Source organism: Pseudomonas segetis, from assembly GCF_900188155.1.
Lineage (GTDB): Bacteria > Pseudomonadota > Gammaproteobacteria > Pseudomonadales > Pseudomonadaceae > Aquipseudomonas > Aquipseudomonas segetis.
Window position 1 is genome coordinate 397,624 of record NZ_FZOG01000001.1, and the last position, 22,508, is coordinate 420,131.

General features: G+C 55.9%; 25 protein-coding genes, 1 tRNA gene and 1 pseudogene. 20 read left to right on the plus strand and 7 right to left on the minus strand.

The window, feature by feature from the left end:
* Positions 1 to 71: 71 nt before the first annotated feature.
* Complete coding sequence (locus CHB79_RS01905) at positions 72 to 1,481, minus strand: PilZ domain-containing protein (RefSeq protein WP_010484864.1); 1,410 nt, start codon at positions 1,479 to 1,481, stop codon at positions 72 to 74.
* A 30-nt stretch (positions 1,482 to 1,511) separates the two neighbouring features.
* On the opposite strand from CHB79_RS01905, the gene CHB79_RS01910 reads away from it, so the two are divergent.
* Both CHB79_RS01910 and CHB79_RS01915 read left to right on the plus strand, forming a co-directional pair.
* Positions 1,512 to 1,991, plus strand: a complete 480-nt coding sequence (locus tag CHB79_RS01910) for a TlpA disulfide reductase family protein (RefSeq protein WP_010484865.1) — start codon at positions 1,512 to 1,514, stop codon at positions 1,989 to 1,991.
* A gap of 6 nt (positions 1,992 to 1,997) precedes the next feature.
* Positions 1,998 to 2,285 (plus strand): acylphosphatase, encoded by a 288-nt coding sequence (locus CHB79_RS01915; RefSeq protein ID WP_089358718.1) that lies wholly within the window; start codon positions 1,998 to 2,000, stop codon positions 2,283 to 2,285.
* 60 nt (positions 2,286 to 2,345) lie between these two features.
* Here the strand turns inward: CHB79_RS01915 and CHB79_RS01920 are convergent, their stop codons facing one another.
* Complete coding sequence (locus tag CHB79_RS01920) at positions 2,346 to 3,299, minus strand: hypothetical protein (protein ID WP_010484869.1); 954 nt, start codon at positions 3,297 to 3,299, stop codon at positions 2,346 to 2,348.
* Between the two features lie 24 nt (positions 3,300 to 3,323).
* Positions 3,324 to 5,039 carry a proline--tRNA ligase gene (locus tag CHB79_RS01925; RefSeq protein WP_010484871.1) on the minus strand — a complete coding sequence of 572 codons (1,716 nt, stop codon included), beginning with the start codon at positions 5,037 to 5,039 and terminating at the stop codon, positions 3,324 to 3,326.
* A 104-nt stretch (positions 5,040 to 5,143) separates the two neighbouring features.
* On the opposite strand from CHB79_RS01925, the gene CHB79_RS01930 reads away from it, so the two are divergent.
* Positions 5,144 to 5,560, plus strand: coding sequence for a PaaI family thioesterase (locus CHB79_RS01930; protein WP_010484873.1), 417 nt, complete (start codon positions 5,144 to 5,146; stop codon positions 5,558 to 5,560).
* 102 nt (positions 5,561 to 5,662) lie between these two features.
* Here CHB79_RS01930 and CHB79_RS01935 read toward each other — a convergent pair whose 3' ends face one another.
* Positions 5,663 to 6,931: an OprD family porin gene (locus CHB79_RS01935; RefSeq protein ID WP_010484875.1), complete on the minus strand. Its 1,269-nt coding sequence runs from the start codon at positions 6,929 to 6,931 to the stop codon at positions 5,663 to 5,665.
* A gap of 729 nt (positions 6,932 to 7,660) precedes the next feature.
* Between CHB79_RS01935 and CHB79_RS01940 the strand changes: the two genes are divergently transcribed.
* Both CHB79_RS01940 and CHB79_RS01945 read left to right on the plus strand, forming a co-directional pair.
* Entirely contained in the window at positions 7,661 to 8,083 is a 423-nt protein-coding gene (locus CHB79_RS01940; RefSeq protein WP_089358719.1) for an HIT family protein, read from the plus strand.
* Between the two features lie 2 nt (positions 8,084 to 8,085).
* Positions 8,086 to 8,292 (plus strand): SlyX family protein, encoded by a 207-nt coding sequence (locus CHB79_RS01945; protein ID WP_010484879.1) that lies wholly within the window; start codon positions 8,086 to 8,088, stop codon positions 8,290 to 8,292.
* Between the two features lie 55 nt (positions 8,293 to 8,347).
* Here CHB79_RS01945 and CHB79_RS22145 read toward each other — a convergent pair whose 3' ends face one another.
* The 3 genes and pseudogenes from CHB79_RS22145 to CHB79_RS01955 all read right to left on the minus strand — a co-directional run bounded on the left by CHB79_RS22145 (position 8,348) and on the right by CHB79_RS01955 (position 9,693).
* Positions 8,348 to 8,614, minus strand: a complete 267-nt coding sequence (locus CHB79_RS22145) for a cold-shock protein (protein ID WP_238530370.1) — start codon at positions 8,612 to 8,614, stop codon at positions 8,348 to 8,350.
* An 18-nt stretch (positions 8,615 to 8,632) separates the two neighbouring features.
* Positions 8,633 to 8,953: pseudogene (locus tag CHB79_RS22270) on the minus strand (cold shock domain-containing protein membrane protein); the annotation flags it as partial.
* A gap of 269 nt (positions 8,954 to 9,222) precedes the next feature.
* The gene (locus CHB79_RS01955; protein ID WP_010484884.1) at positions 9,223 to 9,693 is read right to left on the minus strand and encodes a Dps family protein; all 471 of its coding nucleotides are present in this window, start codon (positions 9,691 to 9,693) and stop codon (positions 9,223 to 9,225) included.
* A gap of 490 nt (positions 9,694 to 10,183) precedes the next feature.
* Between CHB79_RS01955 and aspS the strand changes: the two genes are divergently transcribed.
* The 15 genes from aspS (at position 10,184) to CHB79_RS02030 (ending at position 22,368) form a co-directional block, all read left to right on the plus strand.
* Positions 10,184 to 11,959, plus strand: coding sequence for an aspartate--tRNA ligase (aspS, locus tag CHB79_RS01960; RefSeq protein ID WP_089358720.1), 1,776 nt, complete (start codon positions 10,184 to 10,186; stop codon positions 11,957 to 11,959).
* Positions 11,960 to 12,017: 58 nt separating this feature from the next.
* Complete coding sequence (locus CHB79_RS01965) at positions 12,018 to 12,767, plus strand: YebC/PmpR family DNA-binding transcriptional regulator (RefSeq protein ID WP_089358721.1); 750 nt, start codon at positions 12,018 to 12,020, stop codon at positions 12,765 to 12,767.
* A 189-nt stretch (positions 12,768 to 12,956) separates the two neighbouring features.
* Positions 12,957 to 13,481, plus strand: a complete 525-nt coding sequence (ruvC, locus tag CHB79_RS01970; RefSeq protein ID WP_089358722.1) for a crossover junction endodeoxyribonuclease RuvC — start codon at positions 12,957 to 12,959, stop codon at positions 13,479 to 13,481.
* Between the two features lie 24 nt (positions 13,482 to 13,505).
* Positions 13,506 to 14,111 carry a Holliday junction branch migration protein RuvA gene (gene ruvA, locus CHB79_RS01975; RefSeq protein WP_089358723.1) on the plus strand — a complete coding sequence of 202 codons (606 nt, stop codon included), beginning with the start codon at positions 13,506 to 13,508 and terminating at the stop codon, positions 14,109 to 14,111.
* A complete protein-coding gene (gene ruvB, locus CHB79_RS01980; RefSeq protein WP_089358724.1) occupies positions 14,112 to 15,173 on the plus strand; it encodes a Holliday junction branch migration DNA helicase RuvB in 1,062 nt (353 codons plus the stop codon). It begins immediately after the preceding gene.
* A gap of 98 nt (positions 15,174 to 15,271) precedes the next feature.
* The gene (ybgC, locus tag CHB79_RS01985; RefSeq protein WP_010484896.1) at positions 15,272 to 15,724 is read left to right on the plus strand and encodes a tol-pal system-associated acyl-CoA thioesterase; all 453 of its coding nucleotides are present in this window, start codon (positions 15,272 to 15,274) and stop codon (positions 15,722 to 15,724) included.
* 2 nt (positions 15,725 to 15,726) lie between these two features.
* Entirely contained in the window at positions 15,727 to 16,422 is a 696-nt protein-coding gene (tolQ, locus tag CHB79_RS01990; RefSeq protein WP_010484898.1) for a protein TolQ, read from the plus strand.
* A gap of 141 nt (positions 16,423 to 16,563) precedes the next feature.
* The gene (tolR, locus tag CHB79_RS01995; RefSeq protein WP_010484900.1) at positions 16,564 to 17,016 is read left to right on the plus strand and encodes a protein TolR; all 453 of its coding nucleotides are present in this window, start codon (positions 16,564 to 16,566) and stop codon (positions 17,014 to 17,016) included.
* Positions 17,016 to 18,014, plus strand: coding sequence for a cell envelope integrity protein TolA (gene tolA / locus CHB79_RS02000; RefSeq protein ID WP_010484902.1), 999 nt, complete (start codon positions 17,016 to 17,018; stop codon positions 18,012 to 18,014). Before tolR ends, tolA begins: the two co-directional genes overlap by 1 nt.
* Positions 18,011 to 19,309, plus strand: a complete 1,299-nt coding sequence (gene tolB, locus CHB79_RS02005; protein WP_010484904.1) for a Tol-Pal system beta propeller repeat protein TolB — start codon at positions 18,011 to 18,013, stop codon at positions 19,307 to 19,309. Before tolA ends, tolB begins: the two co-directional genes overlap by 4 nt.
* Positions 19,310 to 19,376: 67 nt before the next feature.
* The gene (pal, locus tag CHB79_RS02010; protein WP_010484906.1) at positions 19,377 to 19,874 is read left to right on the plus strand and encodes a peptidoglycan-associated lipoprotein Pal; all 498 of its coding nucleotides are present in this window, start codon (positions 19,377 to 19,379) and stop codon (positions 19,872 to 19,874) included.
* 6 nt (positions 19,875 to 19,880) lie between these two features.
* Positions 19,881 to 20,669, plus strand: a complete 789-nt coding sequence (gene ybgF, locus CHB79_RS02015) for a tol-pal system protein YbgF (protein ID WP_010484908.1) — start codon at positions 19,881 to 19,883, stop codon at positions 20,667 to 20,669.
* 171 nt (positions 20,670 to 20,840) lie between these two features.
* Positions 20,841 to 21,488, plus strand: a complete 648-nt coding sequence (gene queE, locus CHB79_RS02020; protein WP_010484910.1) for a 7-carboxy-7-deazaguanine synthase QueE — start codon at positions 20,841 to 20,843, stop codon at positions 21,486 to 21,488.
* A gap of 72 nt (positions 21,489 to 21,560) precedes the next feature.
* Entirely contained in the window at positions 21,561 to 22,235 is a 675-nt protein-coding gene (gene queC / locus CHB79_RS02025) for a 7-cyano-7-deazaguanine synthase QueC (RefSeq protein WP_010484912.1), read from the plus strand.
* A gap of 57 nt (positions 22,236 to 22,292) precedes the next feature.
* A tRNA-Lys gene (locus CHB79_RS02030) sits at positions 22,293 to 22,368 on the plus strand.
* Positions 22,369 to 22,508: the final 140 nt, after the last annotated feature.

Here is a 22,508-nt window from a genome sequence, read left to right on the forward strand (position 1 = left end):
CTGTGCGCTCAAGCGATAACCGGCGTGATCAGTCTCGCAGATTTAAGGATTCGCCAGGACGCTCAGGGGGCTTAGCCCAGTCCCATCGGATGACGACTTACCAATGGCGTGCTGAGGTTTGAGGCCGGCAGCGGCAGGATCTTCTGGCTGTTGGAATTGGCGAGTTGCAGCCAAATACTTTCACCCTCGACAAACTGACCAAGTGGTAGCCATAAACCGTGATGCCAGCCGCTGCCGATGGCTGGTGTACTTTGCAGCAAGCCCGGATGGGTTTGTGCAACAGGTGCCCTGCGTAGCCAGACCGGGCGAGGCAGCCCCTTTAGGTAGCGCAGGCCAATATGCAAGCCTGCGGGATTCAGGTGGCGCCAGCGTACCAATGCCAGAGTGGGTGTCTCGCTGCTGTTGACAATCAGTACGAGCTGACCGACTTGCAGCGCTTTGGCTCGATCCGAGTGGCAGAGTATGCGGGCGCCGCCCGGGCTGGTATCGATTACCTGGACTTCGATGCGGGGCGGACGCTGCCCCAGCAATTGTGCATGGATAGTATTGAGCCCAACCAGTAAGTCACAGTTCGATGGCGCTTCGGCACGCTCATGGCGCCGTTGCTGGCGTCCCATCCAATGTTGCTGGACATGGTTGAGGACTTTGCTCTCGGCAGCCGTTCGCAGTGGAGCGGGTTCATGCAATGCAACCAATAGAGCGCCAAGTTCAAAGCGGCGCAAATACTGGGGATCGCCCGTCACGGACTGGTCAAGACTCAAGCAGGGTCGTGATTCGCTGAGGTCAACGATCGGGCCCTCGACATCGTCCTCTGCGTCCCAGGGTAAAAGCCGCGCTAATCCTGTAATCGGAGCCAGGGCGCTAAATAGCAGCAGGCACTCGCCTTCATGCAGGTGAAACGGGTTACTCAGCGCCATTAACAGCATTTGCTGGTAAACGCCGCGCAGCGTTGGAGAAGGCGCAGGCTTGAAGGCAGCGGCCACAGGTTCATCCAGGCAGGCCTGATGTTCGCCGATCCAATACAGCAGGTGGCTGTCACGCCATAGGCTGGGCGGTGGCTCTTGGTAGACCTGGTAATGGCGCAATTGGGTTTGTGCCAGGAAATGCTGCGCCATATACAGGCACCACGCCAGGTGCGGGCGCGACGGGTTGCGGCCTTGGAGAATTTGCAGCAACAAGCGCTTAAAGCCAATTGCCAGTTCGCTGCACAGGTGTATGTACATCACCGGAGGCGGGGTGTGGCTTTGCTGGGAAAGCGAGTAGTGGCGATATTCATCGCTGAAGTTTTGCAGCGCGCGCTGTCTTTCGAGTAAGGTCATCGTGCTGCGATTGAGCCGAAACAAAAGGCTGACGACTTGTTCCAGGGCAGCTTCAAGGGAGGCCATGCGAGCGTTGCTGAAACATTCCGCGAGCTCGGACTGTGGCACACACTGTTCATCAATGATGTCCGGCACCTCCAGGCGCAAGGCATCGAGCGTCATATCAACCCTGCCAGCACGAGGATCGAATACATGGCTGCACAACTCCAATGGGTCATTCGTATAGTTCTAGGCGTATTTGCAGTGGTCGTCCTGACAGCATGCTCAGACGCGACTGGTGTTGACCAGTATGGACGCAAGGTACCTGTTGAGCGGATCGAAGGCCAGTGGTTAGTTATCAATTATTGGGCCGAGTGGTGCGCACCTTGTCGAACTGAAATTCCTCAGCTCAATGCCTTGGATAAAGAGTTGGCCGGCAAAGGCGTCAGTGTCCTTGGAGTGAACTTCGATAACTTGCAGGGCGCAGAACTTGAAAAGGTCAGTGAGGCGTTGGGCATCACCTTCACGGTATTGGCCAGCGATCCCGCCGAGCGTTACAAATTGCCGCGCAGTGAAGCCTTGCCGGTAACTTATATCATTGATGATAGCGGGCGTACGCGTGAGCGCTTGCTGGGCGAGCAAACCGCAGAAGGCATCAAGACCAAGCTCGCGCAGCTAAAGGCCGAGGGCTAGAACGAGATGAGCAATGAACCGGAAGCCAGAACCAGCTTGCATGGATACATCAGTGGACGGGTGCAAGGCGTGGGTTTTCGCCTGGCCACGGCCGCGCAAGCCGAGCAACTGGGCATTGATGGTTGGGTGAGGAACTTGCCGGACGGCCGGGTAGAGGTGATGTGCGAGGGTGAAGGGCAAGCCGTCGAGGCGATGCGTAAATGGCTTGAGCAGGGTCCGAAAAAGGCCAGGGTCGAGGCTGTTGCCCTGACCGAGCAAGGTGTTCAGGGGATCGCAGGTTTTATCATTCGCTGATGGAGCAACCCCCTGTTTCACTTGCCCTGCGACTGCCCGCACAAGCGAGCAGCCTTGTGTCTAGTTGCTGCCGGGGTCGGCGACCAGGCGCCCGGCATCCTTGGTCAGTGAGCGCAAGAATGCCTCTTGCAGCTCGGGGTCGTTGCGGGTCAGTTCGATCAGGCTTTGTTCCAGTTCGCTGGCTTCCTCTTCGAGGCCCAGTTCGGAAAGCCGTTTGACGCGATGCACCCACTGGCGAGTGTCGTCGCCTTCCAGATCATCATAAATAAGCCTGTGCGCCTCGTTGAGCTTGCCACGCAGTGTTCGGCTGACCATCAAGCTGGCATCGGCCCGGACTTCGCTGTCCGGATCCTCGACACTGATAAGCAAGGAGCTGACGCGACTGATGTCCTGTTCGGCAAATGGGCTGTCGAGCAGGTTGATGCGCAGCACGCCGCTGCGATCAGTTGAAAGCTCATGCTGTTCATTGCCAGCCTTGACCAGCACCGGACGTTCAGACCAGGGCAGGCTCGAATATTCGAGCCGGGCATCCTGGCGCTGCTCGTCGATACTGGCCAGGTTTTGTTGCGAGCGGCCGTTGGACTGCACATTCATAAATGGGTTCAGGCCGGCAAAGCCGTAGCTGATCCAGTCTTTGGTTGCGGTGTCAGGCAGGCTGCCCAGCAAGACCACATTCAATATATTGGCACCCACGCCAGCCACTACGGCTACAGCACCGAGCGGAATCTCGTACAACTCGCGCCAAGGTTGATAGGGCGTGTAGCGGTCGTATTTACGTGTGACTTCAAATACGGTGACCTCAAAGGTCTTTTGCTCATTTATCCGCACACGGCGCTGTGGCAGTTCAAGCACGCCGGGTTGACCGGCGTCTATCAGCAGGCTGTGGTCGAGTAATTTGCGCTCGATGCGTTCCTCATGTTCGCTGCGTTGAGGAAGTTGGTTGGCGCAGCCGCTCAGAAAAACGGCGCCGCAAAGTGCGGCGCCGCCAAGGCGTAGGGTGTTTCTATTGAACATGATGGCTCTTGCTATAGGCTGAAATCAGCGGCTGATACGTGCTTTGATAAACGACAGGATGTCAGCGGCTGGAACGGCTTGAGCTTCAGTGTCGAGCCGGCTCTTGTATTCCAGGTTGCCTTCAGCAAGGCCGCGGTCACTGACCACGATGCGGTGCGGGATGCCTATCAGTTCCATGTCTGCGAATTTGATGCCCGGACTGGTCTTTTTGTCACGGTCATCGAGCAATACTTCGTAACCGGCAGCAGTCAGTTCGGCGTAGAGCTTGTCGGTTGCTTCGCGCACAACCTCGGTTTCGTAACGCAATGGCACCAGGGCGATATGGAAGGGGGCCAGGGCGTCATTCCAGATAATCCCGCGCTCATCTGAGTTCTGCTCGATTGCAGCGGCGACAACGCGCGACACACCGATGCCGTAGCAACCCATGCTCAGGGTAACTGGCTTGCCATTTTCACCCAGCACCTGGCAGTTCATGGCTTCACTGTACTTGGTGCCGAGCTGGAAGATATGGCCCACTTCAATGCCACGCTTGATCACCAATGTGCCTTTGCCGTCTGGGCTTGGATCGCCTTCGACGACATTGCGCAGGTCCGCAACCTCTGGCAGCGGCAAGTCGCGTTCCCAGTTGACCCCGAAGTAGTGCTTCTCTTCGATATTGGCGCCAGCTGCAAAGTCGCTCATCATCGCCACCGAGCGGTCGATGATGCAGGTGATTGGCATATTAACAGGGCCAAGTGAGCCTGGGCCTGCGCCAACAGCGCTGCGAATTTCGTCTTCTGTGGCGAAAACCAGTGGGTTGGCAACCTGTTCAAGGTTGGCCGCCTTGATTTCGTTGAGTTCATGGTCGCCACGGATAACCAGGGCAACCAGGGTGCCTTCTTCAGTGCCGCGGGCAATCAGCGTTTTGATGGTTTTTTCGATTGGCAGGTTAAAGCCAGTGATCAAATCGTTGATGGTCTTGGTGTTTGGCGTATCGACCAGGCGCAGTTCTTCACTGGCCGCGCCGCGCTCGGACTCACGTGGCACCGCTTCGGCTTTTTCGATATTGGCGGCGTAATCGGATGCATCGCTGAACGCGATATCATCTTCGCCAGACTCCGCCAGAACATGGAATTCATGGGAGCCGGTGCCCCCAATCGAGCCGGTGTCGGCCTGCACTGGGCGGAAATCAAGACCCAGGCGGCTGAATACATTGCAGTACGCCTGATGCATGCGGTCGTAGGTTTCCTGCAGGGACTCTGGATTCGCATGGAAGGAGTAGGCGTCCTTCATGATGAACTCACGGCCGCGCATCAAGCCAAAACGTGGACGGATTTCGTCACGGAACTTGGTCTGGATCTGGTACATGTTGATTGGCAGCTGCTTGTAGCTGTTGAGCTCATTGCGCGCCATATCGGTGATGACTTCTTCGTGAGTCGGACCTGCGCAAAAGTCACGACCATGGCGGTCTTTCATGCGCAGCAGCTCCGGGCCGTACTGTTCCCAGCGGCCTGATTCCTGCCACAGCTCGGCCGGCTGGATGCCCGGCATCAGCACTTCGAGTGCGCCAGCAGCGTCCATTTCCTCGCGCACGACACGCTCTACCTTGCGCAGGGTGCGCAGGCCCATTGGCAGCCAGGTGTAGAGGCCGGAAGCAAGTTTGCGGATCATCCCGGCGCGCAGCATCAGCTGATGGCTGACGACAACGGCATCGGATGGGGTTTCTTTTTGTGTGGCGAGCAGGAACTGACTAGTACGCATGGTTGACCGTTCTGTCTGTTGCAAGGGCAATTAATTGACCGGCATTGTACGGTGCCTGCACTGAGACGTATAGGATGCAGATATGCACAATAAGGGGGATTAGGATGTCGGAACTAACAGCGGAGCAAGTACAAGCGCTTATCTGGTCTGGATTGCCGCAAGCGCAAGAGATGCAACTGACCATCGATCGGCTTGATTCTGAAGGCGCCCTGGCGCGTATACCTTTCTGCGCAAGATTGGTGCGCCCCGGCGGCACTATTTCGGGGCCGACTATCATGGCGTTGGCGGATGCGGCGATGTATGCGGTGGTGTTGGGTCGGCTGGGTCGAGTGGAGATGGCAGTGACCTCCAACTTGAATATCAACTTTCTGGTCAAACCAAAAGCGGTCGACTTATTGGCGCAGGCAAAAATATTGCGTCTAAGTCGGCGCCAGGCGGTGTGCGAAGTCGCATTGTATTCGGCGGGCAATGAAGATGAGCTGGTCGCCCATGTGACGGGAACTTATGCGCTGCCTATTTAAGACCATGGTGCTGTTTATATATCGCCAGGCGATGCAGCATTACATAATAAAAAAACCCGGCCGAAGCCGGGTTTTTTATAACGCTTGCAAACTAACCGAGGATTACAGCACGTCCAGCGGGTAGTCCATGATCAGACGGAAATCGTTGATATCGCCGCCGTATGCATTGCTGGAACGGTAGAAGGCGTTACGTACACGGAAAGACAGGTCTTTCGCAGCGCCATCTTGAATTACATACTTGGCTTCGATGTCGATTTCACGCTCTTGAGCGTCGGTGCCAGTGCCAACATCAATGTTGTCGCCAGCGATGTAGCGAGTCATGAAGCTCAGACCTGGTACGCCGTAGCTAGCCATGTTGATGTCGTAGCGTGCTTGCCAAGAATCTTCGTCTTTGCCGTTGAAGTCGGAGTATTGAACCGAGTTCGCCAGATAGATGGTGCCGCCGCCGTCTACACCGTAGACGTAGCCAGCATCACCGCTAGAGCTTTGATAGGCCAGGGTGAAGGTGTGCGCGCCGATGTTGTAAGCGCCCGCCAAGCTCCAGATATCGTTGTCAACTTCGCCGTAGATTTCGTCGCCATCACCTTTGGTGTGGTAACCGTTGAGGTCAAAGTTCAAGCTTTGATCTTCAGCGATCGGCAGATTCCAGTTGACGTTCAGGTAGGTCTTTTTGAAGTAGTCTTCAACGTCGGAGTAGTGCAGGCCAGCGCTGAGGTTATCAGTGAAGCTGTAGTTTGCACCGTAGATGTTGGCTGACTTCAAGCCAGTACCGTCAATGGTGTCGCGACCGGTTGCAACCTGGCTGCTCATTGCGGTGAAGCGACCAGCGCTCAGTTCCAGGCCTTCGATTTCGTTGCTGACCAGGTAGGTACCGGTTGCAGATTCAGGCAGGATACGGCTGTCGTCAGTGCTGAATACTGGGCTGGCAACAAACATGTCACCGTATTTCAGGCCAGTGTTGGATACGCGGAATTTGATAGCGCCGCCAGCTTGAGATTGGGTTTTCTCATAGTTGCTGTCGCTGTCTCGTGAAAACAGACCGCTACCACCGTGACCGCTACCGCCGTCCAGCTTCAGGCTGCTCAGGGTGAAAGCGTCAAAACCAACACCGATGGTGCCTTGGGTGAAGCCCGATTCAAACAGGGTGCGCAGACCCCAGCCAGTTTCCTCGCGGTAACCGCTGTCACCTTTAGGAGCTGATGGGTTAGGGCCATTACGGAAATCACGGTTCATGTACAGAACACGGTTGAAGATGTCGAAGCTGCTATCTTCAAGAAAGCCGTTAGATTCGGATTGGCTAGAGGCGAAAGCCATTTGAGTGCTACCCGCGGCTACTGCCAGGGCCATTACGCTCCACTTCATCACTTGCATCGTGACTGCTCCTTTGGTTTTTTAGAAGAGTTGTGCTGCCCAATTAATTATTGTATGGACGGCTCTTTCTTTTTGTGTCGGCGGTAACTTATAACACGCAGCCAATATTGGCGATAGTTGCCGTCTGCTCGTTGCTGGTTCTTTTCAGTGATGTCGCAAATACTGAGGGAACATGTCGCAATTTCATAGATTTTACTGGTGCATGAGTTACGCCAACGGATCTTGTAATTGTTCACTTATAAAGCCCTGATTGCGGGCTTGCTACGCCGCATTCCGAGCATTGTCGTAGCAGAAAGCAAAAGTCGTGCTCAAAACGCTATCTTTCTTAATTTCCTTGATCTTTGCGTCCGCTCTTGATGGCGGCTGGGTGATCTTGGGCCATGTTATAGCTAGTCTTTGCGGGCCTCACAAGCATTTTTTCTTGGAATTTCAATGCTTGAGACGCGGTTTCAATTTTGTATCAGCAATTTGCCCCAGTGTTTGCCTGGGGATGGTCCCCGCCTGGTTTTAAGATGCTATCTATTACCGAAGGGAACAAAATGGTGCATGCAAATACCGGCTTGAAATTGTTCGTGCCACCTCTTGGTGCGTGTATCTGGTGGTTGTTTTTTGAGCGATTTAGCGGCATTTGCGCTCGAAGCTTGCCTCAGCGCGTATCCTTACGCTTTGGCTATAGGGTACAGGCTGCCTGATTACAATTTTGTTACTACCACTGTTACGAGGTTATTTATGTTCGCGTTGGATTCACGCCTGCAGAGCGATACCAGGGTTGTCGGCGATTTCCCCCTGTGTCGCTTGCTGTTAATGAATGATGCCAACTACCCATGGTTTATCCTGGTGCCACGGCGTGAAGCGGTGACCGAGGTGTTTGACCTGGATGCAGCGGATCAGCTTTTGCTCTGGCAGGAAACCTCGCAGCTTGCGGCGTTCTTAAAGCAGGAGTTCGCTGCGGATAAAATGAATATCGCGACCTTGGGCAATATGGTTGCCCAACTGCATATGCATGTAGTGGCACGGCGTGCCACTGATGCTGCATGGCCAGCACCTGTCTGGGGCAAAGCACCTGTGCAAGCCTATACTGAGGCAGAGATCGCCGACCTTCGCCGGCGCCTGGGCGCGGCAAATTTTGCAGGCTTTAGTGCCGGGGAATGAGCATGGATATTGAAAGTCGTGTAGTCGAGCTTGAAACGCGCTTGGCGTTCCAGGATGACACCATCCAGTCACTCAACGATGTACTGGTGGAGCAGCAAAGGCGTATTGATCATCTGCAATTGCAGGTGGCTGGGTTGGCCAAGCGTCAGGAAGAGCTGACCGGGCAGCTTGAAATTTCAGAGGATGAAGCGCCGCCGCCTCATTATTGAGTGTTAATAAAGAGCTAAAAAAACCCGCCAAATGCGGGTTTTTTGTGTTTGCCAGTTAGCGTCTTGCAGGTGGTGCGGCGATTACATCTTCGGCTTGCAGGCCCTTGTCGCGTTGCATGACCGAAAATTCAACGCGCTGGCCTTCGACCAGGACGCGATGGCCTTCACCGCGGATTGCACGAAAATGCACAAATATATCGTCGCCTGAGTCGCGGGAAATGAAGCCAAAGCCCTTGGACGTATTGAACCACTTGACCGTGCCGTTTTCACGGTTGGCGTCTGTGGGTGACGATAGTGACTGGCGTGACGAGGCGAACCGCAGGTTGATGCACAGGTGCAGCAATACGCCAGCAGCCAATACCAGCAGGCTGAACAATGTAGCTGGGAGGTGGGCGATCACCGGCAGCGGTGCAACTAGAATCAGTGCCTGCAGTACGGTGGCTGTCAGTAAAAGCACGGATACCAGATTCTGCAGAGCACTGCGTGGTCCGGCGTGCCAGATAGGGAGTTGAGGTGCTAGGGTGAGGTTGAGCAGGCCAAACAAGGCAAGGCATAGCGCATCGGCGTGTTGCAGGAATGCCGGGGCGTGATTTGTAAGGCTGGGCACAAAGGATAGAAGCAGGGCCGCTAGACCCGTCAGCAGGTGGACGATTTTCAACATGTTCAATGAGCTCACTTAATTTAACCAATCGCTAGGAAAACTGACTGCATATGCGTTGCCGTAGATGTGGAAGGCGTGGATAGCTTAAGCAGGCAGGCGTGCTAATAAATGCCAAAAGCGGAGTCGCTAGCACGGAGGCGTATTTAACAGTAAAGGGCGGGGCGACTCAATGCTGCTGACGCAGCTATGCCCGGCTTTGCTGGTCAGCAAGTCTCGGGTGACAAGGCCCGAGCATGTCGGGCCTTGTGGTCTTGCGCGGTGAAGCTTTATCAGGCAGCGAGCAGGCTGCGCAGCATCCATGCAGTTTTTTCGTGGACCTGCATGCGCTGGGTCAGCAAGTCGGCGGTAGGCTCGTCGTTGACCTTTTCCAGCAGCGGGAAGATGCCACGAGCGGTCCGGGTCACGGCTTCCTGGCCTTGGACCAGCAGCTTGATCATTTCCTCAGCCGTTGGAATGCCTTCCTCTTCCTTGATCGAAGACAGGCGTGCGTAGGCGGCGTAGGTGCCTGGTGCCGGGAAGCCAATGGCACGGATGCGTTCGGCAATATCGTCAACCGCAACCGCCAGTTCGGTGTACTGGCCTTCGAACATCAGGTGCAGGGTGTTGAACATCGGGCCGGTGACATTCCAGTGAAAATTGTGGGTTTTCAAATACAGGGTGTAGGTGTCTGCCAGCAGGCGAGAAAGGCCTTCGGCGATTGCTGCGCGATCCTGTTCGGCGATTCCGATGTTGATTTCCATACCTTTTATCCTCTCAGGTTGGGCGTGAATTGGGTGCCCTAAATATGGGTAAATTCTAGCATTGGCAGTATGGCACTGCGCCCATGCTTGTCTCAATGGGTGTCATTGCTTGAGTCTATTCAGGGGCTTTTGGTTCAATAATTGTCGCTTGTTGACTGACAATGGCATCGATTATCAGCTCTGTTTGGCAGGGGATTTGGCTGACGATCAGGGCGAGAGATGTGGCCTGTGATCGAATAGCCACAGCGGGGCGGCTGCATGTGGCGGCTTAACCATATATAATCTCGCGCTTTGCCGAGATTTATGCCGGTGTTCTGTGCTGCCCAAGCCCGGTGCGGGGCGATTGCCTGTCATATTGTGTGTGACCAACACAAATTAGTGCATACATCTATACGGCCAGATTTGCCTGAAGCTAAATGCTGCACATTGGACGCCAGGCGTTCAGGCGTGCAGCCTACGAATTCAAGACTCAAGAGAAGCGACTAACATCATGATGCGCAGCCACTATTGCGGCCAGTTGAACGAGAGCCTGGACGGTCAGGAAATTACCCTTTGCGGCTGGGTTCACCGTCGCCGTGACCACGGCGGGGTTATCTTCCTCGATATTCGTGATCGTGAAGGCCTGGCTCAGGTGGTTTTTGACCCTGATCGTGCTGAAACCTTTGCTGTCGCCGATAAAGTGCGCAGCGAGTTTGTGGTCAAGATCACCGGTAAGGTGCGTCTGCGTCCGGCTGGTGCGGGCAACTCGAACATGGCCTCTGGCGCGATTGAAGTGCTCGGCTATGAGCTGGAAGTGCTGAACGAAGCTGAAACCCCGCCGTTCCCGCTCAACGAATACTCCGATGTGGGCGAAGAAACGCGCCTGCGTTATCGCTTTATCGACCTGCGTCGCCCAGAAATGGCGGCCAAGCTGAAGCTGCGTTCGAGCATCACCACCAGCATCCGTCGCTATCTCGACGAAAATGGCTTCCTTGACGTAGAAACGCCGATTCTGACCCGCGCGACTCCAGAAGGCGCACGGGACTACCTGGTGCCTAGCCGTACCCATCCTGGCAGCTTCTTCGCCTTGCCGCAGTCGCCGCAGTTGTTCAAGCAGTTGCTGATGGTTGCCGGTTTTGATCGCTACTACCAGATTGCCAAGTGCTTCCGCGACGAAGACTTGCGTGCCGATCGTCAGCCGGAATTCACCCAGATCGACATCGAGACCAGTTTCCTCGATGAAAAGGACATCATGGGCATCACCGAGAAGATGGTGCGCCAGCTGTTTAAAGAAGTGCTCGACGTTGAGTTTGGCGAGTTCCCGCACATGACGTTTGCAGAAGCGATGCGTCGTTATGGTTCGGACAAGCCGGATCTGCGCAACCCAATGGAGCTGGTCGATGTTGAAGACCAACTCAAAGAGGTTGAATTCAAGGTGTTCAGTGGTCCGGCCAATGATCCAAAATGCCGCGTTGCTGCACTGCGCGTTCCGGGCGGTGCGAGCATGCCACGCAAGCAGATCGACGACTACACCAAGTTTGTAGGTATCTACGGCGCTCGAGGCCTGGCGTACATCAAGGTCAATGACCGCGCCAGCGGTGTTGAAGGCCTGCAATCGCCAATCGTGAAAAACATCCCGCTGGAAAACCTCAATGTGATCCTTGATCGCGTGGGAGCGGTTGATGGCGACATCGTCTTCTTCGGTGCCGACAAAGCCAAGATCGTCAGCGAAGCCCTCGGCGCGCTACGTCTGAAGCTGGGCACCGACCTGGATCTGCTGACTTGCGAGTGGGCCCCAATGTGGGTGGTTGACTTCCCGATGTTCGAAGAGAACGACGACGGCAGCTTCAGCGCACTGCATCACCCGTTCACTGCACCTAAGTGCACCCCGCAAGAGTTGGAGGCCAGCCCGGCCACCGCGTTGTCGCGTGCTTACGACATGGTGCTTAACGGTACAGAGCTGGGTGGTGGTTCGATTCGTATCCACCGCAAGGAAATGCAGCAAGCCGTGTTCCGCCTGCTGGGTATCGAGGCAGCTGAACAGGAAGAGAAGTTCGGCTTCCTGCTCGATGCGCTCAAGTATGGCGCACCGCCGCACGGTGGCTTGGCATTCGGCCTGGACCGCCTGGTCATGCTGATGACTGGCGCACAGTCGATTCGTGAAGTAATTGCCTTCCCGAAAACCCAAAGTGCTGCCTGCGTAATGACCCAGGCACCGGGGCTGGTGGATAACAAAGCGCTGCGCGAGTTGCACATTCGCCTGCGTGAGCAGCCAAAGGCTGAGTAATAAACATTGGGCATCCTCGTTAAGCGGGTGCCCATAAGTAATTGAAAGCGGAGTTGTTATGGCGGGTCATTCCAAGTGGGCAAACATCAAGCATCGCAAAGGGCGTCAAGACGCCAAGCGCGGCAAGATCTTTACCAAACTTATTCGTGAACTGACAGTTGCAGCAAGTCAGGGCGGTGGGATTCCGGCAGACAACCCGCGCCTGCGCCTGGCGGTCGACAAGGCCCTGACGGCAAACATGACGCGTGACACCATTGATCGAGCCATTGCACGCGGCGTGGGGTCGACGGACGGTGAGAAAGTCGAGGAGCTCAGCTACGAAGGTTACGCCCCAAGTGGCGTGGCCATCATCGTTGAGGCCATGACCGACAACCGCAACCGCACGGCAGCCGAGGTGCGTCATGCCTTTACCAAGTGCGGCGGTAATCTCGGCACCGACGGTTCGGTCGCCTATATGTTCGAGCGCAAGGGGCAAATCAGTTTTGCCCCGGGCCTGGACGAGGAGGCGCTGATGGAGGCGGCTCTTGAGGCGGGTGCTGATGATATTGTGACCAACGATGATGGTTCGATCGACGTATTCACTGCCTTTGTCGACTTTATCGCGGTAAGCGAAGCCCTGACGGCAGCGGGTTATAAGGCTGAGGAGTCGGAGGTGGTGATGTTGCCATCGACTTATTCGACGCTTGAGGATGTCGATACGGCGCAGAAAGTGCTTAAGTTGATCGATATGCTTGAAGACCTGGACGATGTGCAGAATGTCCACTCCAATGCCGAGATTCCTGACGACGTCATGGCCCAGTTGGGATAATGAAAAAGCCGGAGTAAGTTCCGGCTTTTTTAATTGGCCGGGGTTTTGTAGAGCTAGGGTGGATAACGCTTTATGCATCCGCCATCGGCGGTATCCTGTCTTCGGTTGTCGGGTGGGGCAAGCGTTGCCTTGTCGCGCCCTGCGGCCCGGGCGGCGATTTTTAATTCACCGGCGTGAGAGCCTGTTGTTATGACACTGATTCTAGGGATAGACCCAGGTTCACGGATCACCGGCTACGGCGTGGTGCGCGACACTGGTCGCACTTGCGAGTATGTCGCCTCGGGCTGCATTCGCACAGGCAATGGCCCGTTACCCGAGCGCCTGCAGGTTGTCTTTCGCGGTGTGCGCGAGGTGATCGAAACCTATGGCCCGGTGACCATGGGCATCGAGCAGGTTTTTATGGCGCGCAATGCCGACTCTGCGCTCAAGCTGGGTCAGGCCCGTGGCGCTGCGATTGTCGCGGGCGTCGAGGCGGGGCTGGATATAAGCGAATACACTGCAACCCAGGTCAAGCAGGCTATTGCCGGCACGGGTGGCGCGGACAAGGAGCAGGTGCAAATGATGGTCATGCACTTGCTCAAGCTGGTAAAAAAGCCACAGATTGACGCTTCAGACGCATTGGCCATCGCCTTGTGTCATGCCCATCATCGTCAAAGTCTTATTCCCCATGGTCTGGTCGGTGCCAAGCGACGTGGCGGGCGCCTTCGTTTGTAGTTTGAATTTTTTAAGGATTTAACGGTGATCGGACGTTTACGCGGCACCTTGGCTGAGAAACAGCCGCCGCATTTGATTCTGGATGTGAATGGCCTGGGTTATGAGTTGGAAGTACCCATGACAACGTTGTACCGTTTACCTTCGGTAGGCGAGCCGCTGACGCTGCACACCCATTTGGTCGTGCGTGAAGATGCGCAGTTGCTGTATGGCTTTTTTGAAAAGCGTGAGCGTGAGCTGTTTCGCGAGCTGATCCGGCTCAACGGTGTGGGGCCCAAGTTGGCGCTGGCGTTGATGTCCGGGCTTGAGGTCGACGAGTTGGTGCGCTGCGTCCAGGCGCAAGATACCTCGGCGCTGGTGAAAATCCCCGGTGTCGGTAAAAAGACTGCAGAACGCTTGCTGGTCGAGCTCAAGGATCGCTTCAAGGCTTGGGAAACCTTGCCAGGCATGACTTCTCTGGTGGTGGCGCCCGCAGCTGGAGCGCTTGCGCCAAGCGCCGAGAATGATGCGGTAAGTGCCTTGATCTCGCTGGGCTACAAGCCGCAAGAAGCCAGTCGTGCGGTTTCGGCTGTCAAGGAAGATGGTTTGAGCAGTGAAGATTTGATCCGGCGTGCCCTGAAAGGAATGGTTTAAATGATAGAGGCTGACCGCCTGATTACCGCCAGTACGCGTGATCGCGATGAACAGGTCGATCGCGCGATTCGCCCGCTCACGCTTGCCGAATACATTGGCCAGCCGAGCGTGCGTGAGCAGATGGAGTTGTTTATCCAGGCGGCGAGGGCGCGCAAGGAGTCGCTGGACCATACCCTCATATTTGGCCCGCCAGGCCTGGGCAAGACCACCCTGGCCAATATCATTGCCCAGGAAATGGGGGTGTCGATCAAAAGCACCTCTGGCCCTGTGCTTGAGAGGCCGGGTGACCTGGCGGCGCTGCTGACCAACCTGGAGCCGGGCGATGTACTGTTTATCGATGAGATTCACCGGCTTTCGCCCATTGTCGAGGAAGTCCTGTATCCGGCGATGGAGGATTTCCAGCTCGATATCATGATTGGCGAAGGGCCTGCTGCGCGCTCGATCAAGCTCGACTTGCCGCCTTTTACCCTGGTTGGTGCCACAACCCGCGCTGGTATGTTGACCAATCCGCTGCGTGACCGCTTCGGCATCGTCCAGCGTCTGGAGTTTTACAGCACCGATGATCTGGCGACTATTGTCAGCCGTTCTGCGGGGATTTTGAATTTGCCCATAGAAACCCAGGGGGCTTTCGAGATCGCACGTCGCGCCCGGGGCACGCCACGTATCGCCAATCGCTTGCTGCGCCGCGTACGTGACTTCGCCGAGGTACGCAGCAATGGCGATATCAGTCGCCAGGTTGCCGATCTGGCGCTCAACCTGCTGGATGTGGATGAGCGCGGCTTTGATCATCAGGATCGTCGGCTGCTACTGACCATGATCGAGAAGTTCGACGGTGGCCCGGTCGGGGTTGATAGCCTGGCGGCGGCGATCAGCGAGGAGCGTCACACCATCGAGGATGTGCTGGAGCCGTACTTGATCCAGCAGGGCTACATCATGCGCACCCCGCGGGGGCGCGTAGTCACGCGACATGCTTATTTGCACTTTGGACTCAATGTGCCCAAGCGCATGGGGGAACTTCCGGTCGCGGATCTGTTCAGTGTTGACGAGGATTCGATTCTATAGCTGGGCCTGGGTCGGCTGATGGGTCGATGAAGGGACTGGGTGATCGGAAAATATATTTGCTTTACCCAATTGGCAAGAGCAGGAGCTAGCACTACAGTATGCGCGCGCAAAACGGAGTTCAGCCGTTCGCTCATCATTGTCGGGTTTACTACGAAGACACTGATGCCGGCGGTATCGTCTACTACGTCAATTACCTCAAGTTTATGGAACGGGCTCGCACCGAACGGCTGAGAGATCTGGGTTTTTCCCAATCTACGCTGGCAAGTGAGGGCCTGTTATTCGTCGTGCATTCGACTGAAGTGCGCTATCACGCACCGGCGAAGCTCGACGATGAGCTATCAGTAACTGCGCAAGTGATTGAATTAAACCGTGCCAGCCTGAAGTTTCGTCAACAAGTCAGGCGGGTTGCGGATGATGTGCTGCTCTGTGAAGGGCAGTTTTTGGTGGCCTGTGTGCGCGCCGACAATTTGAAACCCCGGGCCATTCCCGAAGCTCTGCGTACAGCCTTTGCTGAGCAGGGCGGCGCGGGTACATCTACAGCAGGAGAGTAAGCGTGGAAGCCAACGCCGTTGACCACATGTCGATGTGGAGTTTGATCAGCAATGCCAGCCTGGTTGTTCAGTTGGTCATGTTGACCCTGGTGGCCGCATCGGTCACCTCCTGGATCATGATTTTCCAGCGTACCACCATGCTTCGTGCTGCCAAGCGTTCGCTCGATTCGTTCGAGGAGCGTTTTTGGTCGGGCATTGATCTGTCCAAGCTGTATCGTCAAGCCGGCAGCAATCCTGATCCGGATTCCGGCCTGGAGCAGATCTTCCGTGCCGGTTTCAAAGAGTTCTCGCGCATGCGTCAACAGCCGAATGTTGACCCCGATGCAGTCATGGATGGCGTGGCCCGTGCGATGCGTGTGGCTATCTCGCGTGAAGAGGAGAAGCTTGAAACCAGCTTGCCGTTCCTCGCCACAGTTGGCTCCACCAGCCCGTATATCGGCCTGTTTGGTACCGTGTGGGGCATCATGAACTCCTTTCGCGGCCTGGCTCAGGTGCAGCAAGCCACGCTGGCCACTGTGGCGCCAGGTATCGCCGAGGCATTGATTGCCACTGCAATCGGCCTGTTTGCAGCGATTCCAGCGGTCATTGCCTACAACCGTTTCTCTTCGCGTGGTGAGATGTTCATTGCTCGCTATTACACATTTGCCGACGAGTTCCACGCGATCTTGCACCGCAAGGTACATACAACAGAAGACTGACCGCCAGTTGATTTGATAGCGGGTGTCAGCTGTTTTGCGAGGGTTGGGCGGGCAATAGCCGCCCGCCAACCACTCAACGCTGACGCGGTATTCTGCCAAGGGCTGGTTTAGCTGTTGGCTCACTCGATAGGTTTTTAAGCGATGGCCAGAATTCGTAACAGACGCAAGCCGGTCGCCGAGATGAACGTGGTGCCCTACATCGACGTGATGTTGGTGCTGCTGGTTATCTTCATGGTGACTGCGCCGATGCTCAACCAAGGGGTCAAGGTCGATCTGCCGCAGGTCAGCAGCCAGATCTTGCCGCAAGACAACGACGCCAGGGTCCTGACGATCTCGATCAAGGCCGACAAGTCGTATTACTGGAACATGGGCGCGGAAGTCGACACCGACACCGTGCAGGATCAGGCAGTATCGCTTGACGGCATGACCAAGGCGGTAACGGCGATCATCAATGAAAGCCGACGCCAGGGTAAGCAGGTCCAGGTCTTTGTGCGCGGCGACAAGTCGGTCGACTACGGCACGGTGATGGCTGCCATGGGTGGTTTGCAGCAGGCTGACGTGGGTAACGTCGGGCTGATTACCGAGGCCCCGTGATGCGCGAGCAACGTGAGCGTTCCACCTCGGAAAGCTATTTCTGGCCAATTGTCTGGGCGGTGACCCTGCACACGCTGATGTTCGGCATGTTGTTTGTCAGCTTTGCTTTTGCCCCGGATCTGCCACCGGCCAAGCCGATTGTTCAGGCAACCCTGTATCAGTTGAAGTCGCAGAGCCAGGCAACGACTCAGACAAATCAGAAAATTGCCGGCGAAAAGAAGAAGACAGCAGCTCCGCAGTACGAGACCGAGCAGCTGGAACAGAAAAAAGCTGAAGAGCAGAAAGTAGCGGCGGCCAAGGCCGCGGAACAAAAGAAAGCGGACGAGGCTCAAAAAGCCGAAGCTGCGAAGAAGGCCGACGAGGCTAAAAAGGCCGAGGCAGCGAAAAAAGCTGAAATAGCCAAGAAAGCCGATGAGGCCGCCAAGAAAAAAGCGGCCGAGGACGCCAAGAAGAAACAGGCGGAAGAAGAGGCCAAGAAAAAAGCAGCTGAGGACGCTAAAAAGAAAGCGGCCGAAGATGCGAAGAAAAAGAAGGCAGCAGAGGAGGCCAAGAAAAAGGCCGCGGATGATGCCAAGAAGAAAAAGGCCGCCGAAGAGGCTCGCCGCAAAGCTGTAGAGGATAAAAAAGCTGCTGCCCTGGCTGAGTTGCTCTCCGATGATGTGGGCCACCAGCAGGCATTGGCAGATGAAGTCGGTGATAAAGTTGCTGGCAACCTTGATGACTTGATCGTCAAGCTGGTCAGTGAGCAATGGCGTCGTCCGCCTTCGGCACGTAATGGAATGAGTGTTGAAGTGCTGATAGAGATGCTGCCTGATGGCACCATCACCAATGCCAGTGTGTCGCGCTCAAGTGGCGATGCACCTTTTGATAATTCAGCCGTACAAGCCGTGCGTAACGTCGGCCGTATCTCTGAGATGCAACAACTTGATCGTGCAACGTTTGACAGCCAGTACCGCAAGCGTCGCGCTATCTTCAAACCGGAGGATTTAGATCTGTGAATACCCTGATGCGTATCGTTCTACTGAGTTTGACCATGATGGTCGGCGCAGTACAGGCGGCTGATCCACTGGTCATTAGTACCGGTACTGACCGCGCTACGCCAATTGCGGTGGTGCCTTTTGGATGGCAGGGCGGCAGTGTGCTGCCTGACGACATTGCCGAGATCGTTGGCAATGACCTGCGCAACTCGGGTGTATTCGAACCCATTCCCCGGCAGAACATGATCAGCCAGCCGACCCAGGCCAGTGAAGTGATCTACCGCGACTGGAAAGCAGTCAACGCGCAGTATGTCCTGGTCGGCAGCATGGTGCCGGCCGGTGGTCGTATCCAGGTGCAGTACGCCCTGTTTAACGTGGCTACCGAGCAGCAGGTGATGACCGGTACGGTTGGCGGCACCACCGACCAGTTGCGCGACATGGCGCATTACATCTCCGATCAGGCGTTTGAGAAGCTCACCGGTGTCAAGGGTGCGTTCTCTACCCGTTTGCTTTATGTCACTGCTGAACGTTTCTCGGTGGACAACACGCGCTACACCTTGCAACGCTCCGACTATGACGGTGCGCGCGCCGTGACCTTGCTGCAATCGCGTGAGCCAATCCTGTCGCCCTCGTTTGCGCCGGATGGCAAGCGCATTGCCTATGTCTCGTTCGAGCAGCGTCGCCCACGGATCTTTGTCCAGTATATTGATACCGGACGTCGTGAGCAGATCACCAATTTTGAAGGCCTGAACGGCGCTCCAGCCTGGTCTCCGGATGGCAAGCGCCTGGCATTTGTCCTGTCCAAGGACGGCAATCCGGAAATCTACGTGATGGACCTGGCGTCCAAGTCCCTGCGCCGGGTGACCAACCAGTTTGGTATTGATACCGAACCCTTCTGGGGTAAAGATGGTCAAACCATTTACTTCACGTCGGATCGTGGTGGCAAGCCACAGATCTATAAAACCAATATCAATAGTGGTTCAGTTGAACGTGTAACGTTTGTAGGTAACTACAACGCCAATCCAAAACTGTCTGCTGATGAGAAAACCTTGGTCATGATTCATCGCCAAGAAGGCTTCACCAACTTCAAAGTAGCGGCTCAAGACCTGCAGCGCGGAAACGTGCGGATACTTTCATCCACAAATTTGGATGAATCACCCACTGTTGCGCCTAATGGCACCATGATAATCTTCGCAACCCGCCAGCAGGGTCGGGGAGTCTTGATGTTAGCGTCCGTAAATGGTCGCGTCAGGCTCCCTCTTCCTACCGCTCAAGGCGAAGTTCGAGAGCCTTCCTGGTCCCCCTACCTGAACTGATGCGGCGTTGTACATTTGTTACTTTGCAATTTTGCTTAACACACTGGGGTTCATTAGGAGCTATATGATGGAAATGCTGAAATTTGGTAAGTTTGCTGCACTGAGCTTGGCTCTGGCTGTTGCTGTTGGTTGTTCTTCGAAAGGCGGCGACACCGCTGGTGAAGGCGCAATCGACCCTAACGCTGGTTACGGTGCAGACGCAGGTTCGGTTGACGGCAACATGAGCGAAGAAGCCGCTCTGCGCGCCATCACCACTTTCTACTTCGAATACGACAGTTCAGACCTGAAGCCAGAAGCCATGCGCGCTCTGGACGTTCACGCCAAAGACCTGAAAGCCAACGGCGCTCGCGTCGTTCTGGAAGGCAACACCGACGAGCGCGGTACGCGTGAATACAACATGGCTCTGGGCGAGCGTCGTGCGAAAGCCGTTCAGCGCTACCTGGTTCTGCAGGGCGTTTCTCCTGCTCAGCTGGAACTGGTTTCCTACGGCGAAGAGCGTCCAGTTGCAACTGGCAACGACGAGCAGTCGTGGGCTCAGAACCGTCGCGTCGAACTGCGTAAGTAATTCGATATGCAAAAGTGCCGACGTCTCGTAAGCCTACTCGCACTCAGCCTGCCACTTGTGGCCTGGGCTGAGGTTCCAGTTGTGGACAATAACTCGGGCAGCTATCCCGCACCGAGTTATGAGACGTCCGGCGCCTATGCAGGAGGCGGAGCGCAAGCTCCGACCTCTGCGCAGGGCATGCTATTCAACCAGTTGCAGCAAATGCAGGACGAAATCGGTCGGCTGCGCGGCATGCTTGAAGAGCAGCAAAACGATATTCAGCGCATGAAGCAAGAAAACCTTGAGCGTTACAAGGATCTTGATCAACGGCTGAGCAGTGGGGCAGCAGGTGCTGCAGCCACACAGAATTCCTCCGCAGGTGGCGACAGCAGTGCTGGCGCTGCACCTGCTCCAGCTTCAGCGGGCGCCAGTGAGCCTGATCCCGAGAAGGAAAAGCTGTTTTATGACGCTGCCTTCGACCTGATCAAGACCAAGGACTTTGATAAAGCCAACCAGGCGTTCAGTGCCTTCTTGCGCAAATATCCGAAAAGCCAGTACGCCGGTAATGCGCAGTACTGGCTGGGCGAAGTCAATCTGGCTCAAGGCAATCTGCAAGGCGCCGCCCAGGCGTTTGCCGATGTGGGGCAGAAATACCCGCAGCACAGCAAGGTGCCTGACTCGATGTTCAAGCTGGGCGATGTTGAACAGCGTCTTGGCGATCAGGACAAGGCAAAGCGCACCTTCCAGCAAGTGATCGCGCAATTTCCCAACTCGTCCGCAGCGCAACTTGCTCAACGCAACCTGCAGCGGATGTAGCCTTTAATTTGCTAAAATTGTAAAAAGAGCGCCGTGCCCAGATCAAGCACGGCGTTTTTATTGGTGGACAGGCTAGCTGTGCTTGTCCTTGCAGCTATTGATAATCGATAGCTGCTTTCTTTCCCGCAACGGAGGCGGACAGCCTGTTTAGCTGTTACGCCCGTGGCTTATATGCAAAAGACCCTGCGCATCACCGAGATATTTTTCTCGCTGCAGGGGGAGACGCGTACTGCTGGTTTACCCACAGTATTCGTGCGCCTGACCGGCTGCCCCCTGCGTTGTCAGTACTGCGACACTGCCTACGCCTTCAATGGCGGCGAGTTGATGTCGCTTGACGCCATTATCGAAAAAGTCGCCAGCTATTCACCGCGATACGTCTGTGTCACCGGCGGCGAACCCTTGGCTCAGCCCAACTGCATAGCCCTGCTTGAGCGGCTGTGTGACGCCGGTTTCGAGGTGTCGTTGGAAACCAGCGGCGCTCTCGACGTTTCGGCGGTTGACGGGCGCGTCAGCAAGGTCCTGGACCTTAAAACCCCGGGTTCGGCAGAGGTGGCGCGTAACCGCTACGAAAACATCGACCTGCTTACCCCGAATGACCAGGTCAAGTTCGTCATATGCTCCCGCGAGGACTACGACTGGGCGACCACTAAACTGATCCAGTATCGGCTCAATGAGCGTGCTGGTGAGGTGCTGTACTCGCCCAGCCATCATCAAGTCTCTGCCCGTGACCTGGCTGACTGGATAGTTGCCGACAATTTGCCGGTTCGTCTGCAGTTACAGCTGCACAAGATTCTCTGGAATGACGAGCAAGGCCGCTGACCCAGGTTTTAATCGGCAGCTGCAAATCTTAATTTGAGCATGGCGTCGCTGATAATGACGCGAGGAATTTATATGAGCATCAAACGCGCAGTCATCCTGCTTTCCGGCGGCCTCGACTCGGCTACTGTGGTTGCCCTGGCCAAGGCCGAGGGTTATGCCTGCTACACCATGAGTTTTGATTACGGCCAGCGCCATCGATCGGAGTTGCAGGCTGCGGAGCGTGTGGCGCAGCAACTGGGCGTTGTCGAGCACAAGGTGATTGGCTTGAACCTCAATGGCATGGGTGGCTCGGCGTTGACTGACAGCAGCATCGATGTGCCTGAGGCACCGTCCGAAGGCATTCCGGTCACCTACGTGCCTGCACGCAACACTGTATTCCTGTCCTTGGCGCTGGGCTGGGCCGAGGTGCTGGGCGCGCGCGATATTTTCATTGGCGTCAATGCAGTGGATTATTCGGGCTACCCGGATTGCCGCCCCGAATTTGTCGAAGCATTCGAGCGCATGGCCAACCTGGCGACCAAGGCTGGCGTGGAGGGCAATGGCTTTCGCATACAGGCGCCGCTGCAGAACATGAGCAAGGCGCAAATCGTTCAGGCCGGGGTTGCCCAGGGTGTTGACTATGCTTTGACCGTGTCCTGCTACCAGGCAGACGACCAGGGTAGAGCCTGCGGCAAGTGCGACAGTTGTCGCCTGCGCAGCGAGGGATTTGCCGCTGCTGGCATTGCCGATCCGACCCCGTATGCCTAAAAAATGCGTTAAAGGGTTGAATTACTGAATCAAATCAGTATTATGCGCCCCCGCAACGGGTCGTTAGCTCAGTTGGTAGAGCAGTTGGCTTTTAACCAATTGGTCGTAGGTTCGAATCCTACACGACCCACCATATTGTCTACACAGCCAAGTCGATTGGCTGTGCAGGCCGAAAACCCGAGTGTTCTCTGGCAGAACCTCGGGTTTTTTTATGTCTTTTGTTTGTGCGCCGGCCATGCTGATCAAGGCGTTTGAGCAAAGTTGCCCGAACGC